This is a genomic window from Ruegeria sp. AE3, assembly GCF_056542225.1.
On sequence record NZ_JBQFZL010000008.1, the window covers coordinates 32,354 to 49,122 of the forward strand.

Sequence of the window (16,769 nt, forward strand, 5' to 3'; positions counted from 1 at the left end):
TCCTTTTCAGAGTATTTTGTCAGGGAGACTTGTTATCGCATCAAAGCGTTCTTGCAGAAATTGTTCGCCCCGATAATGCCGAACTCTGCTTGCTCGGAGACATACAGGTTCAACGAGCGGCGCAGCTCGCTGAAACGGCCACCGCCGTTGAACGCTTCCCGGAACTCTTCGCCGAATAACCAGCGATTCTTTTCCGCGACGCCGCCAACAAGAAACACTCCGCCCGAAGGCATCAGTGTGACAGCCATGTCGCCCATCAAAGCCCCCAGATGGGTGTTGAACATCCGAGCGGCTTGTACCGCGATGGGGTCAGAACGGTCGCGGGCATCGAGCAGAATGTCTTTCGCCGAGCGCGTTGGTGTCTGTATATGGCCTGCCGCCAGCCCGATCGCTTGATATAGGATAGGCAAGCCCGTACCGCTCAGGAACATCTCAGCTTCCAGTGCGAGGCTGTCACCAAAAAAACACTCAGGCGCAATGCTGCGGGCTGCTTCAAAGATGTCAACTTCGTCGCGGTGACGCGGATACAGACCCACATGCCCACCTTCTCCGGAGACTGTGTGATAGTGGCCCTCGGAAAACAGCAACGCTCCCACGCCAAGCCCGGTGCCAGGACCCACCACCAATCGCGTGCCTGCGGGCGGTGTCGCGTGACCTTGCAAGACGGCAACATCTTTCTGGGTTACTTCTGCCACCGACCACGCGGCAGCGGTGAAATCATTGATTACAAACGTATGGCTGGCACCGGTGGCTTTTGCCAATTCGGCCTCGGACAGGTCCAGATTGGCATTTGTCAGCCGAATCGTGCCGTTCCGGACAGGGCCTGCGCCCGCCGCCACGACCGCCTGTGGATTTGTTCCGATTTCATCCCGAAGCGCGTGAAACGCTTCCAGCAGATCTTCCAGTGTCCCCGTTGGGCGCTTGCGCAGGTCTGTCAGCTCTCCGTTCGTAACCACGCCCAGCCGCGTGTTGGTGCCCCCTATGTCAGCAACCAGATTCCAATGCTCATGCACCGCACCGAATGGTTGCGCTAACGGCTGAGAGACGTTCTGACCCCCGGAATGGGCAGACTTTAGCGCCATGAAAGACGCTTTGGGTGTTCTCTCAAGCGTTTCAAAATTCACGTCCACCAGTCCAAACCTTTTTCCACATTCGAAGGCCCATTCGCATTTGTCGCAGTAGTGACCAAACAAAACAGCCCTTTACCAGAACATCTTGTGCCAAAACGTCCCTTACGGCAGCCAGGTGTCGGTCGAGATAATCCATGCGATTATCATTCTGAAGACGTTCTGCGCGCGCCATACCGTTTTTGGTGATACAGATTGGTGGCTCGCTCGTATAGCCCTTCATTGTTCGGATCAGAAATCGGTTGCGGGAAATGGCTCGATTTCCCACCCCATCTGGGTTTTAGGCAAAGGCTCGGAGCCTTATTCAAAGCTGGCGTACGGATCGAATCAATACGGCGCTTGACAAGGATACAGCTCGTAATTCACCATATTTGAAACGTTTCAAAGGTGAGGGATGCGAGTTTCTGCCCAACTCTACACAGTGCGGCAATGCGGTGATCTTGCAGATCAGCTGCAATTGGTTGCGGCCTGCGGTTTTTCAGATGTCGAAACCACTGGCTTGCACGGCCTGACCCCAGCTCAGATGGCGGGCACTATTTACGGGTCAGGCCTTAATGTTCGGTCTGCACATTTTGATTGGGAAGAGTTCGAAGGGCGATTTTCGGATATCGTCGAAGTATTAAACCTAATGGAATGCCGGGTGGCTGTCATGCCTTGGCTGGCGCCCCAGGTGCGGCCCGACACTGCCGAGGGATGGAGGGTGGTGTCGGGCCAGTTGTCCAAATGGGCAAATCAGCTGACAGATCATGATATCAGCCTGGCGTATCACAATCACGATTTTGATCTTAGCGGTGAGGCTGGTGACACACCTCTTGACCTGATCCTTGCCGGCGGAGATGTCTTTTGGCAACCAGATATCGGTTGGCTGGTTGCGGCTGGTCTGGATCCGGCGGACGCGATCCGCCGCCACGCCAATCGAATCCTGTCCGTGCATGCAAAGGATATCGACCCAGCAGGCGGAACAGGTGACGCGCGCTGGCGCGATTTGGGCGAAGGCGTAGTTGACTGGAACGCAACCCTGCGTGCGCTTGCCTCGACCAACTGCACGGACCTGTTTGTCGAACATGACGAAACCGATGATCACGTGCGCACCCTGCAAACGGGTCGGTCATTTTTGACGGAACAATTGGCAGGGTTTGGGTGATGGCGCGGGCGACGATAAAATCGATTGCCAGAAGTACTGGGTATTCCGTTGGCACAGTCTCGAATGCTTTGCGGGATTCCGTATCGGTGAAACGGGAAACCCGGGAAGAGATTCAGAAAGTTGCGTCGGATCTGGGATACCGGGTGAATCTGGATGGCCTGAAGCTGCGCACCAATAAATCCTATAGAATCGGGGTCATGGTCAGTGTTTCGAACGATGCTGCGGAAGAGTGGGAAGGTGTAGAGTTTACGCGTATTCTGGCCGGAATATCCAATGCGCTAATAGGAACGCGCTATCAGTTGAGCGTATTCAGCACATGTGATGGCGAGGCTGCGGTGCAGACGTTGAAGTCCATCGTGCAGGAAGGGCAGGCTGATGGCGTGATCTTTTCCGGCACGCGTGTTCATGATGAACGCGTCGCGTATCTGCAGGGGCAGGGCTTTCCTTTTGTCACATACGGCATGAGCGACAGCCCCCAACCGCATCCTTATGTGGATCTCGACAGTCAGGCAGCGGCTTATGATGCCACCGCCAGGCTGCTTGGGCTGGGGCATCGCCGCATCGCTTTGATAAACCCGCCGGATGACCTGATCTATGCGCAGCAACGCCGCAGGGGTTATGCTGATGCGCTGTCAGAATGCGGTGTGGAGTTCGACCCGACACTGGTTCCCACCGGCCCGACCACCGCGGAATCCGGTCAGCAGAAATTTGCTACGCTTATGGAGTTGCCGAAACCGCCGAGCGCCATCATCTGCGCTAATGAGGCCATAACCCTTGGGGCGCTGTCAGCTGCCGATAAAGCCGGAGTGCAGGTTGGAAGGGACGTTGTGGTCATCTCGAACGACGACTTGAAGCTCAGCCAGTATTTTGTACCGCCACCCAGCACTTATTACTTGCCGATTGCTGAAACAAGCCGTCTGCTGGGTGAGTTCATGTTGAAAGCTTTGGACGGGGTCGATCCGTCCGAGATTCAGAAAAAGATCAGGGCCTCATTGATCGAGCGGCAACCTGACACCCCGGCGCCCGATGCGGCGCAAACCACCTGATCCAACAAAGGAGTACCTGAAAATGTTTAAAAACCTACTTGCCGCTGCAACACTCACAACACTGATGGCTCCAGCGGCCTTTGCTGCCGACCTGGAAGGTCGTGTTCTGAAAATCGGAACCGATGCGACATACCCACCGATGGAAACCGTGGATGAAACAACCGGTGAGATCGTGGGCTTTGACGTCGATGTGATGAATGCAATCTGCGCGAAGGTCAATTGCGTCCCCAATTTCGTAAACACCGCCTGGGATGGTATCTTTGCGGCCCTTCAGCAGGGTGAGTTCGATCTGGTTATCTCGGGCGTGTCGATCACACCGGAACGCGAAGAAACCATGGACTTTTCCGAGCCTTACATCGTTGTCAGCCAGGCCATTCTGTTGCAGGTCGATAATGCTGACATGACACTTGAGGATTTCAAAGCCGGTGGCCAGAAACTGGCCGCGCAAACTGCGACGACCAACGCCCAATTGGCGGAAGAGCTTGTTGGGCGCGAGAATGTCAGCCTTTACGACAACTTCTCGGCCGCCATTCTGGCGCTTCAGAACGCGGACGTGCAGGGCGTGATCATCGATGGCACATCGGCAGCGGCCTATGAACAGGAATTTGCGGGCGAGTTGACTGTTGGCATCACAGGCTTGCAATCCGATCCATTGGGTATCGTGTTTCAAGAAGGCGATCCGACGGTGGATGCGATTAACGCCGGTCTGAAAGCCATTCAGGAGGATGGAACGCTGGACGAACTGACAGCCAAATACTGGGGCACCAATTGATCCATTAGCGCCCTTCCGGTCCGGCGGCCAGCGCTGCCGGGCCTTGTCTTAGCGGAGAAGTTCCATGTTGCGCCTCAGCACGATCCGCCCGAGTAACCTGGTGTTGCTCGCAGCAGCGCCCTTTATTATCTACCTGTTCGCCACATCCTCAAAATACTTGCGGTCTCTGGTCGCAATTCTGGGGATCGGCACCGACGCGGGGCCCATCTTTGTTGGATTTCTGCTGATTGCGACCGTTGCGATCCTTGGATATCTTTGCGCACGCTACGTGCGGTTTTCACAAAACTCCCCCGGCTGGTTGCGATTCTGCGCGCTTGCCGCGTTCCCAGCTTCTGCGGCGCTTTTGGTCATCAGCTTTGTTTCTCCGCTGCTTCTGATGCCATTTGCCGAGTCGGTCTTCTTCCATGCGCTCAGCGAAAACACATCACCCCTTATCGATCGATCCAGTCAGACCTGGGTACTGTTTCCGGGCGTGATCGCCAAGGTTCAGACGGGATTACAAGTTTTCCTGGCGGTTTACGCGGCTGTCGTCGCACTATGCCTAATTTCGGCACGTTTGCAGCCGCCCTGGCGCGGGCGCGTCTTGTTGGGGTTGGAGTGTCTCACAGGCGCGGTTCTGTTTTATCTCATGTTCATGGCTCATTGGCAGTTCGCGACCGGGGTGGCCATTACATTCCGCGCGGCCATATTTGCCTATATCTTCGCGGCCATTCTTGGTTTGGTCTGGGTCGGGTTGCAATCGTTTAAACCAAAGGCGCGTACGACGGTCGTCTATGGTTCGATCAGTTTGGCATTGCTTGCAGCCTCAGCCTTTTTCTTCATGCAGCCGCAGGTCAGCTTTGTTCTGGTGGGCAGCACCGAAGGGCGTATCGCGGTTGTGCGCGGCACGCCGCAGGCGCAGGCTGACGTTATCCGGTTTGGTGAGTTCGAAGGGGCCGACGGTCAGCAATATCGCATCCGCAGCGCAACCGATGCCACTGCCGCGCTTGAACAGATCGAAACGGTCGACAGTGTCTCGGGCGCTTTTGTCCCGGCCGATGCCCATACACAAGGTTATCCGGTCCTGTGGCAAACAAGATTTCTACCCGATAAGTACCGCAATCCGGCCCTGGCATTTGCCGTGCTCGGGTTTTTGTTGCTGACACTGACCATCGGCGGGGCTCAGCATAAACTGCACCCGCTGGCGGTCGGGGCCGAGTTTTTCGTGGATACGATACGCGGCATTCCGATGCTGGTAATCATTCTTTATATCGGTTTGCCGCTGGCGGGCGCAGTCAAGGATGTTACCGGCGGTGGAATCGATATGACCAATATGACACGGGGGATCATCGCGATCTCGGTTGGTTATTCCGCCTATATGGCCGAAATTTTCCGGTCCGGGATCGAGGCGATACCGAAAGGCCAATTGGAAGCGGGCAGCTCTCTGGGTTTGTCGCGATGGCATACGGCGCGGCTTATTGTTCTGCCGCAAGCCCTTCGGATTGTAACTCCACCGCTTGGCAACGAGTTCATCGCGATGATCAAGGACACGTCATTGCTGTCTATCCTGTCCGTCCGCGACATGACCCAGAGGATGCGCGAATTTCAGGCGGCTAGCTTTTTGCCCTTTGCCCCCTTCAACACGGCAGCAATCCTGTATGTCGTTCTCACACTCGGCTGCGCCAGTTTCCTGAAGTGGATCGAACGACGCACGGCAAAGGACACACGATGAGCGCGCTGGAACTTGGGGTTTGTTACTACCCCGAACAGTGGGACCCTTTGCAATGGCGAGACGATGCCGCCCGAATGGCAGATATGGGGTTGGATTGGGTGCGGATTGCTGAATTCACCTGGGGCCTGATCGAACCCGCGCGCGGTCAGTTCCACTGGGACTGGCTGGATGAGGTGATTGAGATTTTGGGGCAAGCCGGTCTGCGGGTTATGATGTCCACCCCAACTGCCGCCCCCCCCAAATGGTTGATCGATGAGTACCCCGAAATCCTGCCTGTAGGGCCGGATGGTCGGGTCAGAGGGTTCGGTTCGCGCAGGCATTATTGTTTTTCCAGTGAGGTCTATCTGGCCGAGGCGCAAAGGATCGCAACTGAATACGCTCGCAGATATGGTCAGAATTCGTATGTACAAGCGTGGCAGATCGACAATGAGTATAACGACCACGATACAGTTCTCAGCTATTCCGATGCCGCGCGGACTGGTTTTCAGAACTGGTTGGAGGAACGATATGATGCAATCGACGTATTGAACGACGCGTGGGGAACCGTTTTCTGGGGGTCGCTTTACTCACGGTTTGGTCAGATCGAACTGCCCAACGGGCTGGTCGCCATGCCCAATCCAGCCCACGCGCTGGATTTCGCGCGCTATTCTTCCGATCGAGTTCGTCTGTTCAACAAAACGCAGGTGGATGTTCTGCGCAAATATGCGCCGGGCCGGGATATCACCCATAACTTTATGGCAGGCAGTTTCGAGTTCGATCACCACGTCGTGGCTGCTGATCTGGATATTGTCGGGTTCGACAGTTACCCGCTGGGGAACCTATTGGGCTCTTCCCTTTCGGATGAAGAAAAGCGCCGTTATCTGCGCACCGGCGCACCGGACTATCAGGGATTTCATTGTGATTTGTATCGCAGTCAGGGGCGCGGTCGGATGTGGGTTCTGGAACAGCAGCCGGGTCCGGTAGATTGGGCCGATAAGAACCCCTCTCCGGCAGAGGGGATGGTTCGGCTTTGGACCTGGGCGGCCTATGCACATGGCGCGCAAGCCGTGATGTTCTTTCGCTGGCGACAGGCAAAATCTGCTCAAGAACAATACCATACAGCGATATTGCGGTCAGATGGCAGCCTGGATCAGGCCGCTGTTGAATTGGCTGAGATCGTAAAGGATCGCGCCATTTTGCCACCCGAGAGGCGGGCAAAAGCGCGGGTTGCAATGCTGCTGGATTATACCTCGATCTGGGCGGCGGATATCCTGCCGCATGACAGGGATTTCCCCAATGTCCAGATTTTTCGCGAGTGGCACACTGCTATTCGTGGTTTTGGGGTCGATCTTGATTTTGTTGGCCCTGAAGATGAACTGAGCGGCTATGCCCTCATCGTATTACCGCAAAGCATGATCGTGACGGCTGACCTTGCAGACAAGCTTGACGCTTCGGGAGCCAAGATACTGATAGGTGCCCGTTCCGGCAGCAAGACATCCGGGATGAACACTCCTTCCAATCTGGCTCCGGGCGAACTGGCAAAGTTAACAGGTATCCGTGTCACGCGCGTCGAATCACTCCCTTCATTTGCGCAGGAGGCTGTAGTTCTTCACGATGGGCAGCAATTTGAATTCACCGGCTGGCGTGAAATCATCGAGACCAAAGAGCACGTATTGGCCCGCTTCAAGAGCGCTTATTGTGATGCCAGCCCAGCGGTCATCCGTTCTGACCGCACGACCTATCTGGCAATGGTTCCGCGAAATGAGCTTTTGCAGGCGATTGTCGGTGAGGTACTGAACTGGGCTGGGATAAATGCAACGCCTTGCGACCCCGATATGCGCATAACCCAACGCGGCTCGACCTACTACGCGTTCAATTTCAGTGACGTTTCAAAACCTTTGCCTGTTGATCGTGCTCGTCAAATTTTGCTTGGTTCAGATCCGGTCAATCCAAGGGACGTTACCGTTTGGCGGGAGAATGCGGCGCCTCATAATTCAGCTTAGACGTGTCAAATCGTGAAACTGGACATAAGAATTTCGAAAACTGTCACTTTTGGACTGACGGATGGGCGCAGAAAGTCCTATGAATAGAAAACAAAAAAAATCGAGTCCAACAACGGGAGAACACTAATGGTTACCAAGTCATCACTTTCCAGACGCACTGTTTTGAAAGGAGCGGGTGCCGCGGCACTTGCCGCGCCTCTTTATAGCAAGAGCGCTCTGGCGTCGTCCGGTGAAATCAACATCCTGATGTGGTCGGATTACCTGCCGCCCAGCTTTATTGAAGAGTTTGAAACCCTTACCGGCATCAAGGTGAACTACACCGGGATCGGCTCAAACGAAGAAATCATCAACAAGATGAAGGCGACCAAAGGTCAGGGCTTTGACATCGTCTCACCGACCAACAACCGCTCGTTGCAATGGGAGCCGCTGGAGCTGTTACAACCCTTTGACATGAACAAGGTTCCGGTCGACCTGGTGAACCCAGCCATGGCTAAAATCGGTACGGATGCTTGGAACTTTGGCGGCGCCGGGGTCCACTGGTTGCCGCATATCTGGGGCACCGAAGGTATTGCATACCGCACCGACTTGTGGCTGCCGGCTGGGGACGCGCCATCCTATGGCGACGTCTGGTCAGAAGAAAACGCAGGCAAGACCATGGGCCGCGCGCATTCGATGATGCTTGGCGCTGGTCTCTACATGGAGCGTTCCGGCGAGATGGAGCCGGGTTCGGTCTGGGCCGCTTATGGTGACGAAGAAACCATGCGCAAGGTCTGGGGTCAGATCACTGACTGGTGCATTGCACGTAAGAATCGCATCAAGCTGATCTGGAACGATGCCGATACACAGAAGAACGGTCTTCTGAATGAAGGTGTTGTTGTCGGTCAGACCTGGGACGGCCCGCCACTGGCACTGAAATCGGCTGGTGAACCAGTGCACTATCAAGCGCCCATCGAAGGGGCGATGGCATGGGTTGACGGAATGTCGATTCCGTCTGGCGCGGCGAATATCGACCAGATCTATGCCTTCATCGACTTCGCCTATCAGGCCAAACCTGCCGGTGTTGCCATCGACAGCCATGGGTACAACTCTCCTGTTCTGGGGGCGGATCAGTATTCAGGCGACACCTACAAGAAGAACTTTGCCGAGGCCTATCCGGGCGACTCGCTGGCCAACCTCAATCCGTGGCCGGCCGAAGCCCCATGGTATGCTGAAACGCGGACCGAGTTCGTCAACAAGTTCAAGAGCGCATAAGCGATCTGAAACCATGCCCCTCGCGTTCTGCGAGGGGCCACAATCTGTGCGCCGCTCCGGCGTAACGGAAAGCTATGTGGTGTGGTGACAGTGCACACCTCAGGGAGATACCAAAAATGAGTGCAGGGGTCGGAGTCGATCTGGAAAACCTGTGGATCCGTTTCGGTGACTTCGTCGCCGTGCGCGATGCAAACGTCACAATTAACGGGGGAGATTTCTTTTCATTCCTCGGACCCTCGGGTTGCGGCAAAACAACGATCTTAAGGGCTGTTTCCGGCTTTCTCGAGCCCAGCGAAGGCAATGTTCTGATCGGCGGCAAAAACATGCGCGGGATTGGGCCCAACAAACGCCCCACAGCTCTGATCTTTCAGAACCTAGCGTTGTTTCCCTTGATGAAGGTTTGGGAAAACATCACGTTCTCGATGGAAATCAAAGGCGCCAGTGCTGCCGAGCGCCGCAAGCGCGCTGACGAGCTTTTGGACATGATCGCGCTCCCGGAGCAAGGCGACAAACTTCCCAGCGAATTGTCTGGTGGCCAACGTCAGCGAGTGGCCATCGCTCGTGCCCTTTGCGCCGAGCCGGATGTATTGCTTCTTGATGAGCCTCTGTCAGCACTTGACCTCAAACTGCGCCAGCACATGCGAACGGAACTGCGAGAGATACAACAGCGTGTGGGCATTACTTTTATCTACATTACCCATGACCAGGGCGAGGCGCTGACCATGTCAGATAATATCGCCGTCATGCGTGCAGGTGTGATTGACCAGATTGCCGATGGGAAAACCATCTACAATGATCCTAACACGGCTTTCGCGGCCTCATTTGTCGGCGAAAACAATGTATTCCGTGGCAAGATCAAACAGGTCATGGGCAACGAGGCGCTGATCTCGACCAACCGCTCGGGCGATCTGGTTGCACGGATATCGACCGCCAATCAAGGCAAAATGAAAGAAGGCGATAGTGCAATGTTGTTCATTCGCCCCGAAGCCTTCGCCATTGCGCCCGAGGGGGCTTCGGGTGACCATTTTGTTACCGCGCGGGTCAACCACGAAGAATTTGAAGGCAACGTCTTCAACATCTTTACCGAAGGTGAAGGTGGAAAAGAGATCAAAGTGTCGATCCCGAACCATGGACAATCCTTCGAGGACCACACCGGACAGAACATCACGTTGGAATACAAGACGCATAACGCCGTCATCGTTCCTGCGGGTGAACTGGCTGCAGAATAAGGGGATTAACTCATGCCCCAGTTTCTGAAAGACTTCTTCAATCGCAACGGCACCGGCATGGGAGTGGCGATCCTGGGTCTGGTTCTGTTCTGGACCATCGGCCTGATCATCCTTCCGCAGCTGTCGATGTTGGACTTCTCGTTCCGTCCGAATCTGCCACCGCCAGAGATTGGCGGACCCAAAGACGTATATACGCTAGAGAACTACAAATATCTGGTCTACGGCCCCGAAGGTGGCAGTCAGGACTACAACACTGTTGATCTGAGGGTGTTTTTCCGAACTCTTGTGGCCGCGGTTTTTGTGACGGTTTTCAACCTGATCATCTGCTATCCGATTGCCTATTACCTAGGTCAGGCCGAGGGCAGCCATATTCGTATCTTCGCGATCATGCTAATCATCCCTTACTGGATCAACGAGATCCTGCGCGCCTTTGCGCTGCGCATCATCTTTGGGGAAACAGGTGTGTTGAACACGTTGTTCACGGGTCTGGGCATCTGGGATACACCGTTCGACTTCATTCGCAATGACATCGCGCTCTATGCGGGTCTGGGATACGCCTATATCCTGCTGATGATTTTCCCGATGTATAACGTGATTGAAAGTCTGGACAAAAACCAGATCGAAGCAGCACGCGACCTTGGGGCGCCTTGGTGGCGGATACATTGGCGAGTGGTCATTCCTTATGCCAAGCCGGGGATCAGTTCGGGCTGTACTATGGTCTTCATGTTGTCCGCCGGTGCGTTGGCTGCGCCGCAAATTCTGGGCGGGCCGTCCAGTCTGTGGTTCACCCAACTGATCTATCAGCAGTTCAATGACAACAACGACTGGCCACAGGGCGCCGCCTACGCAATCGTTCTGCTGGTCACTTGTATTCTGTTCGTGCTGGCCATGATGCGCCTGTTCAAAGTGAACATGGGGGATATAGGGAAATGAACAATTCCTTCCTCCGCATAAGCATCTGGGTCTATCTGGCGATCTTCTTCCTGTATCTGCTGGGCCCGCTGGTGATCATGTCCGTCACCGCGTTCAACTCGTCCGGGTTCCCCCGAATGAGCCCATGGGAATGTCTGACATTCCAATGGTTTGGCGAGCTGTTTCAGGATCAGCGTATCCTGAACGGGATCAAGAACTCGCTGATCATCGGAATCGGCACGGTCATCCTGTCCGTGGCGATGGGTTTGGCAGGCGCGCTGATGCTGACCCAGATCTGGCCGAAGCTTCGCGCGACCTACTATACGGTCATTATCGCACCGATCCTGATCCCCGGTGTGGTTCTTGGTATCTCGACGCTGGTCTTCTGGGACCGGATCAACCGGATGCTGGGGCTGGGGGCCGACAGTTTCCTGTCAAACGGCATCTTCCTGACAGTGATCGGCCAGTCCACCTTTATTGCCAGTTACTGTATGCTGGTGCTGGTGGCGCGGTTGCAGCGTTATGATGTCGCCCTGACTGAGGCGGCACTGGACCTTGGGGCCAGCCACGCTCAGGCTTTCCGCAAAATCCTGCTGCCGTTCATGCGCCCGGCGATTGCCTCGGCGGCGGTTTTGGCATTCCTCGCTTCTTTCGAGAACTACAACACCACCACTTTCACTTTTGGCGAATACCCGACGCTGACGATTGAGCTGGCTCAGAAGGTTCGCTACGGCATCACGCCCGCGATCTCGGCGCTGGCGTTTATCATCGTTGCGCTGACGGTTTTCTTCGCTCTGCTGAACGAAGCCAAGCTGAAACGTCAGGAACTGGTAGCCGCGGCGCGTAAAAACGCAACGGTCGAGGAACTGGCTGGCAAGATCAAGCTGCCGAGTTTCTTTGCCGGTAATATGGCCGCCGTGTTGCTGGTCGCATTTGCGGTTGTAACGATCACCGTTATAGGCACAGCGGCGACCTACAGTCCGGCGCAGTGCATTGCCGACGTTCGCGAGCAAAAGCAGTTGGAAGCGGAACAACGCATTCAGGAACTGCGTCAGCAGCGTGAGGAGCGCCGCAAACAGCAAGAAGCGGAAAAAGCCGGGCAGGGTGATGCCCAAACCGCGCCAAAGCCGTCAAATAACAGCGGTTTTGGTAATGTCTTCGCTCCGAACTCGCTGGATGGCAGCGAGAATGAAAGCAACGAAGGTGCTTCTCAAACCGAGGGTGAGCCATCCAACAACGGCGGTTTCGGAGGGGTGTTTGACCCCAACAGCCTAAAAAGCGACTAATCGCTGTGCCAAGCGGCAACCAACGCATCTGCCCGGATAGGATTCAAGTCTGTCCGGGCAGATTGCGCTTCAGGATCTTCACGTCACAGCCGCCGATGGTCGATCCGTTCCAGACCACCGGTTCAGCGTTATAGTTGATCAGGAACATGTGGTCGGCTGTCTCACGCAGTCGAAGTCCTGGCGGCATCGGTTTCAGGCCCAAACCGCTTTCTTCCGCAGCCAAGCCGATGACGCGATCCCATAATGCTTCGTTTGGGAAGCCGGCAAGATACCAGAACCCGTCCCTTGCCATTAGCGCAGGCGCTCCATCTTCAAAACTCAGAATTTCTTCAGCAGATCCTGAAAGGCGATCGATCCAATGCTGTGCCGCGCCGCCGCCACGGACAGCCCGGTTGACAGCAGGGGGCAGTGTTTCGACCAAATCGACGTTGCAGTCCAACCCTTTCAGGCCAGGTCGACCGGCGGCGGCGATCTGGAAATCACGGGTAATTGCGCCGCTGCGTGGGCCGAGGATTGCAAGATCCGAGTTGTCCGCTAACCTACGCTCCAAATCCGGGTCAATCGTTGCCAGTCCGGGGGCAAGGATCAGCGCATAGTGCGTGGACAGGTCATTGGGCGAAACAAAATCAATCGACAGCCCCACGCGGCGCAATGCACGATAAGCTGAGAAGACCAACCGGAAATAGTCAAAGCCTGCTCCTTGCGGTAGCGATGTCCAGGCCCAGTCCGAGGGGTAATCAAACAGTATCGCAACCTTGGATTGCACCTGATGCACCTCGCCCAATGTGGATAGCTCTTCCGCTGTCTGACGGGCCTCGTGTAATGCAGGGGCGGGGCGATTGTCCGGTGTCAGCAAACCTGCGTGCATCTGTTCCTGCGCAAAGGGGGCTTGCCGCCATCGAAAATAGCTCACAACCTCAGCACCGTGGGCGACAGCCTCAAGCGACCACAACCGCACCATTCCGGGCATGGGTGCCGGGTTATAGGGTGCCCAATTCACCGGACCGGGTTGTTGTTCCATCACCCACCATCGGCCACGGCCCACTGCCCGGTAAAGATCATGGTGAAACGCCTGCATGTCCGGATCGCCTTGCTGAAGAAAGGCGGTCTTGTGGGCTTCGTCATCTTCCAATCGGTCCGATAGAAATCCGATCGGATAACTGTCCCAAGTCGCAATATCCAGATCTGCGCCAACCTCGAAATGGTCGAAATCCAGAATACGACCCATGTAGTTATGCAACAGCGGCGCATCGGTCAAAGCTCGCAATACATCGACCTGAGCTTTGTTGAATGCCACAACCTGATCTGAGCTGAACCGACGGAATGCCAGTACATGAGCGGGGTTTGGCTCGGTCACAGTTTGATTGGGTAGTTCAATCTCATCGAAGTTGCGGTACTCCATCGACCAGAACACGTTTCCCCAGGCCTTGTTCAGTTGTTCAATTGAGCCGTATCGAACAGCCAGCCAGCGCCTGAATGCATTCAGTGCCGGGGTGCTGTAGCTGACTGTTGTGTCGTGACACCCATACTCATTGTCGATCTGCCAAGCCGCCACATACGGGTTATGACCATAGCGCTCTCCCAAGACCCGTGCGATGCGGCGACATTCATCGACATAGCCCTGGTGGCTAAAGCAGTAATGCCGCCGTGACCCGAATTTGCGCGTGTTTCCATCCGTATCCACAGCCAGCATGTCCGGATGTTTGTCCAGCATCCAACGCGGTGGCGTTGCTGTCGGTGTGCCAAGCACGACTTTCACTCCCGCCTCGCCAAGTGTTTTAACCGCGAGATCCAGCCATTCAAATTGCAGGGTTCCGGGGTAAGGCTCCAGCCGGCTCCACGCAAACTCTCCAATGCGTACCCACGAGATGCCGGTGTCCACCATGCGCGCGGCGTCTTCCGCCCACGTCGCTTCGGGCCAGTGTTCAGGGTAGTAACACACACCAAGTTCCGGCTTCATAAAATGATCCTGTGTTCTGCCTGCCCTCGTCCCGCGTTTGGCATTGCAAACGTCATGCCATTGGTGGGTTGGGATTCAATATCTGCGTTGCTCAACCCCTGCCGTGCCGAGGTGCAGAACAGCGTGCCTAAGCTGTCGCCACCAAAGGCCGGGCAGGACGTATGTGACGCTTCGAAAGAAGTGGCCTTCAGGAAATGACCTTCGGGCGTGTAGGCCGCAACACGTCCAATCCCCCATTGCGCGATCCAGATGTTGCCGTCAGCATCAACCACCGCACCATCCGGGTTCAGGTCTTCTTTGCGAAGGTCCAGAAATACCGTGCTTTCCCCTTCGGGCCATCCGCTTTCTGCATTCAAGCTCCAGCGCCTGACCTGCCGGGTTGCCGTGTCACAGAAATAGGCCACGGATCGATCTGGGGCAAAACAGATTGCATTGGAAATCGTCACATCCGGCACGAGACATCTGAGTGTACCTTTCCAGAACCGATAGATTGATCCGGCCCCGGATTCAGCCTGTTTGCCCATCGTACCGATCCAGAAACCGCCCCAGGGATCAGCGCGACCGTCATTCGAGCGGGTGATTGGGTTGTCTGCCTCGAGCGGCGCGACCAGTGCTCGATGGCCGGACTTCAAGTCAAACTGCCAAAGACCCGTTTCTGACGCCAAAAGCAATGTGTCACGATCCACCCAGCCTGCGGCAGACACATGTTCATCGAAATCCCAGCTTATCTGATTTTCGCCTTCGCGCGTCATCATGCGTTTGTTGAGAATGTCGAACCAGAAAAGCTGTTGCCGAGCGGGGTGCCACAGCGGACCTTCGCCCAACGCGCATGGGCGGTCGTCAAAGACCGTACTCATCCTGCCGCCTTGTCAAAGGCTGCCACGATTTGCCCCGCGCGTTCTGCGACTTCGACTGTGTCCATGCCGGGTTTGTACAGCGCCGATCCAATCCCGAATCCATCGGCACCGGCTTTGATCCATTGGTCGAAATTTTCGGGCCCGGCACCGCCGACGGCAAAGACGCATGTTTCCTTGGGCAAGACGGGGCGAAGTGCTGCGAGCCCTAAAGGGCCAGCCATGACACCAGGAAACAGCTTTAATCCTGTGGCCCCTGCTTTGAGAGCGGCAAACGCTTCGGTCGGCGTGTAAACGCCCGGCCAGCTTTGCATCCCCAACGCCACAGACCGTTTGATCACATCAGCATCATAATTGGGTGACACGATCAGCTTGCCGCCGGCATTCCGAACTGCGTCCACCTGATCAACCGTTAGTACAGTACCAGCGCCAATCAGGGCGCGATCTTCGAAAGCTTCGGCCAGAATGGAAATGCTGTCGAGCGGATCAGGCGAATTGAGTGGAACTTCGATCCGGTCGATCCCTGCATCGATGATAACTCTGCCAACCGCCTCGGCTTCCTGTGGTTGCAGACCACGCAGAATGGCGATGATGGGGCGGCTCATGCGATTTGCCTTGTCATGTTGCGCGCCAGCGCCAGCCCGGCCAGGGTTGTTTCGGTGGCGTTTGCAGTCTCAACAAAAGCGCCCTGTTGTCTCAGCGCTGCCGCATAGACCCGCGATACGGCTTCTGCGCCGATGATAGCCAGTTGTTGGCCCAGCCAATATGGACGAGTGGCGGCCAATTCAGCACCGATAAGCAGTCCGGACAGCCGTGCGCGCGCGATGTCTTTGTCCTGATCGTGCAGCAGGTCTGCAGCCCGCAAGCCGAACAGGCGCGCAGCCAACTGTTCGGGTTTGGACAATGTATCCGCCACAGCATCTGCAAAGGCATCTTCATCCCATCCTCCACCTATAGAATGCCGCAGAACAGATTGCGCACTTAACAAATCAAAAAGCTCTCCGGTCATGAGCGTCCGAAAGCTCACGATTTCACCTGCGCTGACCTGAACCCATTTCGTATGGGTTCCTGGAAGGCAGAGGACACCATCCCAGTTCTGGCGAGTTCCCAAAAATCCCGCGATTTGTGTTTCTTCGCCCCGCATCACATCTGGTGGGCTCAGTTGCTTTAATCCGGGTATGACGAAGGCCCGGATGCGCGAGTCTGTGCTGGGAACACGGACCGGTACTTGCGGCAAGGGTTGCGACGGAACGGTAGAATAAGGTGCTTCGACCCAGCCTTGGCGTGCACCGACCATACCGCAGGCGATCACATCTATGGGGCCATCCTTCAGCCAGTTTTCAACAAGTTCCAACAGGGCGGTCTGGAACCCGTCGGCTCCGATACGTGCCATACCTTTGTCGGACTGCGCGCAGTCCAGCACCGTTGCCCCCTGCATGGCCCAGACCCGCAGGTGAGATGTGCCCCAATCAACGGCGATCCAGTCGGTATTCAT

At 55.9% G+C, this 16,769-nt stretch carries 15 protein-coding genes; 9 read left to right on the forward strand and 6 right to left on the reverse strand.

The genetic code is table 11. The features are described 5' to 3' along the window. Nucleotides 1-32: 32 nt before the first annotated feature. Together ACR0NZ_RS14440 and ACR0NZ_RS14445 are read right to left on the reverse strand one after the other, a co-directional pair. Nucleotides 33-1,130, reverse strand: a complete 1,098-nt coding sequence (locus ACR0NZ_RS14440; RefSeq protein WP_480519804.1) for a glucokinase — start codon at nucleotides 1,128-1,130, stop codon at nucleotides 33-35. Further along, nucleotides 1,114-1,350, reverse strand: a complete 237-nt coding sequence (locus ACR0NZ_RS14445; protein WP_480519806.1) for a family 1 glycosylhydrolase — start codon at nucleotides 1,348-1,350, stop codon at nucleotides 1,114-1,116. Before ACR0NZ_RS14445 ends, ACR0NZ_RS14440 begins: the two co-directional genes overlap by 17 nt. Before the next feature lie 171 nt (nucleotides 1,351-1,521). Here ACR0NZ_RS14445 and ACR0NZ_RS14450 point away from each other — a divergent pair, with 171 nt between their 5' ends. The 9 genes from ACR0NZ_RS14450 (at nucleotide 1,522) to ACR0NZ_RS14490 (ending at nucleotide 12,460) form a co-directional block, all read left to right on the forward strand. Further along, entirely contained in the window at nucleotides 1,522-2,271 is a 750-nt protein-coding gene (locus tag ACR0NZ_RS14450; RefSeq protein ID WP_480519808.1) for a sugar phosphate isomerase/epimerase family protein, read from the forward strand. Beyond that, nucleotides 2,271-3,317 (forward strand): LacI family transcriptional regulator, encoded by a 1,047-nt coding sequence (locus ACR0NZ_RS14455; RefSeq protein WP_480494227.1) that lies wholly within the window; start codon nucleotides 2,271-2,273, stop codon nucleotides 3,315-3,317. Before ACR0NZ_RS14450 ends, ACR0NZ_RS14455 begins: the two co-directional genes overlap by 1 nt. A 22-nt stretch (nucleotides 3,318-3,339) precedes the next feature. Then, nucleotides 3,340-4,089, forward strand: coding sequence for a basic amino acid ABC transporter substrate-binding protein (locus tag ACR0NZ_RS14460; protein WP_480483651.1), 750 nt, complete (start codon nucleotides 3,340-3,342; stop codon nucleotides 4,087-4,089). 64 nt (nucleotides 4,090-4,153) lie between these two features. Next, nucleotides 4,154-5,800 carry an amino acid ABC transporter permease gene (locus tag ACR0NZ_RS14465; protein ID WP_480519810.1) on the forward strand — a complete coding sequence of 549 codons (1,647 nt, stop codon included), beginning with the start codon at nucleotides 4,154-4,156 and terminating at the stop codon, nucleotides 5,798-5,800. Beyond that, nucleotides 5,797-7,782 (forward strand): beta-galactosidase, encoded by a 1,986-nt coding sequence (locus tag ACR0NZ_RS14470; RefSeq protein WP_480519812.1) that lies wholly within the window; start codon nucleotides 5,797-5,799, stop codon nucleotides 7,780-7,782. The genes ACR0NZ_RS14465 and ACR0NZ_RS14470 overlap by 4 nt, the downstream gene beginning before the upstream one ends. 126 nt (nucleotides 7,783-7,908) lie before the next feature. Beyond that, nucleotides 7,909-9,033, forward strand: coding sequence for an extracellular solute-binding protein (locus tag ACR0NZ_RS14475; protein ID WP_480477085.1), 1,125 nt, complete (start codon nucleotides 7,909-7,911; stop codon nucleotides 9,031-9,033). A gap of 116 nt (nucleotides 9,034-9,149) precedes the next feature. Further along, nucleotides 9,150-10,262, forward strand: a complete 1,113-nt coding sequence (locus tag ACR0NZ_RS14480) for an ABC transporter ATP-binding protein (RefSeq protein ID WP_480477087.1) — start codon at nucleotides 9,150-9,152, stop codon at nucleotides 10,260-10,262. A gap of 12 nt (nucleotides 10,263-10,274) precedes the next feature. Next, nucleotides 10,275-11,195, forward strand: a complete 921-nt coding sequence (locus tag ACR0NZ_RS14485; RefSeq protein WP_480477089.1) for an ABC transporter permease — start codon at nucleotides 10,275-10,277, stop codon at nucleotides 11,193-11,195. Beyond that, complete coding sequence (locus ACR0NZ_RS14490; RefSeq protein ID WP_480519814.1) at nucleotides 11,192-12,460, forward strand: ABC transporter permease; 1,269 nt, start codon at nucleotides 11,192-11,194, stop codon at nucleotides 12,458-12,460. The genes ACR0NZ_RS14485 and ACR0NZ_RS14490 overlap by 4 nt, the downstream gene beginning before the upstream one ends. A gap of 43 nt (nucleotides 12,461-12,503) precedes the next feature. On the opposite strand, the gene ACR0NZ_RS14495 is transcribed toward ACR0NZ_RS14490, so the two are convergent. The 4 genes from ACR0NZ_RS14495 to ACR0NZ_RS14510 are packed head-to-tail and all read right to left on the reverse strand — an operon-like array spanning nucleotide 12,504 to nucleotide 16,769. Next, nucleotides 12,504-14,420 carry a beta-galactosidase gene (locus tag ACR0NZ_RS14495; protein WP_480519816.1) on the reverse strand — a complete coding sequence of 639 codons (1,917 nt, stop codon included), beginning with the start codon at nucleotides 14,418-14,420 and terminating at the stop codon, nucleotides 12,504-12,506. After that, nucleotides 14,417-15,277: an SMP-30/gluconolactonase/LRE family protein gene (locus ACR0NZ_RS14500; protein WP_480519818.1), complete on the reverse strand. Its 861-nt coding sequence runs from the start codon at nucleotides 15,275-15,277 to the stop codon at nucleotides 14,417-14,419. Before ACR0NZ_RS14500 ends, ACR0NZ_RS14495 begins: the two co-directional genes overlap by 4 nt. Then, entirely contained in the window at nucleotides 15,274-15,879 is a 606-nt protein-coding gene (locus ACR0NZ_RS14505) for a 2-dehydro-3-deoxy-6-phosphogalactonate aldolase (RefSeq protein ID WP_480519820.1), read from the reverse strand. Before ACR0NZ_RS14505 ends, ACR0NZ_RS14500 begins: the two co-directional genes overlap by 4 nt. After that, nucleotides 15,876-16,769 (reverse strand): 2-dehydro-3-deoxygalactonokinase, encoded by an 894-nt coding sequence (locus ACR0NZ_RS14510; RefSeq protein WP_480519822.1) that lies wholly within the window; start codon nucleotides 16,767-16,769, stop codon nucleotides 15,876-15,878. Before ACR0NZ_RS14510 ends, ACR0NZ_RS14505 begins: the two co-directional genes overlap by 4 nt.

Bases quoted from the DNA above. Each gene is read 5' to 3' on its own strand.
- ACR0NZ_RS14445 (WP_480519806.1), bottom strand. From the start codon at position 1,350: ATGAAGGGCTATACGAGCGAGCCACCAATCTGTATCACCAAAAACGGT.
- ACR0NZ_RS14450 (WP_480519808.1), top strand. From the start codon at position 1,522: ATGCGAGTTTCTGCCCAACTCTACACAGTGCGGCAATGCGGTGATCTT.
- ACR0NZ_RS14455 (WP_480494227.1), top strand. From the start codon at position 2,271: ATGGCGCGGGCGACGATAAAATCGATTGCCAGAAGTACTGGGTATTCC.
- ACR0NZ_RS14460 (WP_480483651.1), top strand. From the start codon at position 3,340: ATGTTTAAAAACCTACTTGCCGCTGCAACACTCACAACACTGATGGCT.
- ACR0NZ_RS14465 (WP_480519810.1), top strand. From the start codon at position 4,154: ATGTTGCGCCTCAGCACGATCCGCCCGAGTAACCTGGTGTTGCTCGCA.
- ACR0NZ_RS14470 (WP_480519812.1), top strand. From the start codon at position 5,797: ATGAGCGCGCTGGAACTTGGGGTTTGTTACTACCCCGAACAGTGGGAC.
- ACR0NZ_RS14475 (WP_480477085.1), top strand. From the start codon at position 7,909: ATGGTTACCAAGTCATCACTTTCCAGACGCACTGTTTTGAAAGGAGCG.
- ACR0NZ_RS14480 (WP_480477087.1), top strand. From the start codon at position 9,150: ATGAGTGCAGGGGTCGGAGTCGATCTGGAAAACCTGTGGATCCGTTTC.
- ACR0NZ_RS14485 (WP_480477089.1), top strand. From the start codon at position 10,275: ATGCCCCAGTTTCTGAAAGACTTCTTCAATCGCAACGGCACCGGCATG.
- ACR0NZ_RS14490 (WP_480519814.1), top strand. From the start codon at position 11,192: ATGAACAATTCCTTCCTCCGCATAAGCATCTGGGTCTATCTGGCGATC.
- ACR0NZ_RS14495 (WP_480519816.1), bottom strand. From the start codon at position 14,420: ATGAAGCCGGAACTTGGTGTGTGTTACTACCCTGAACACTGGCCCGAA.
- ACR0NZ_RS14500 (WP_480519818.1), bottom strand. From the start codon at position 15,277: ATGAGTACGGTCTTTGACGACCGCCCATGCGCGTTGGGCGAAGGTCCG.
- ACR0NZ_RS14505 (WP_480519820.1), bottom strand. From the start codon at position 15,879: ATGAGCCGCCCCATCATCGCCATTCTGCGTGGTCTGCAACCACAGGAA.
- ACR0NZ_RS14510 (WP_480519822.1), bottom strand. From the start codon at position 16,769: ATGAATACCGACTGGATCGCCGTTGATTGGGGCACATCTCACCTGCGG.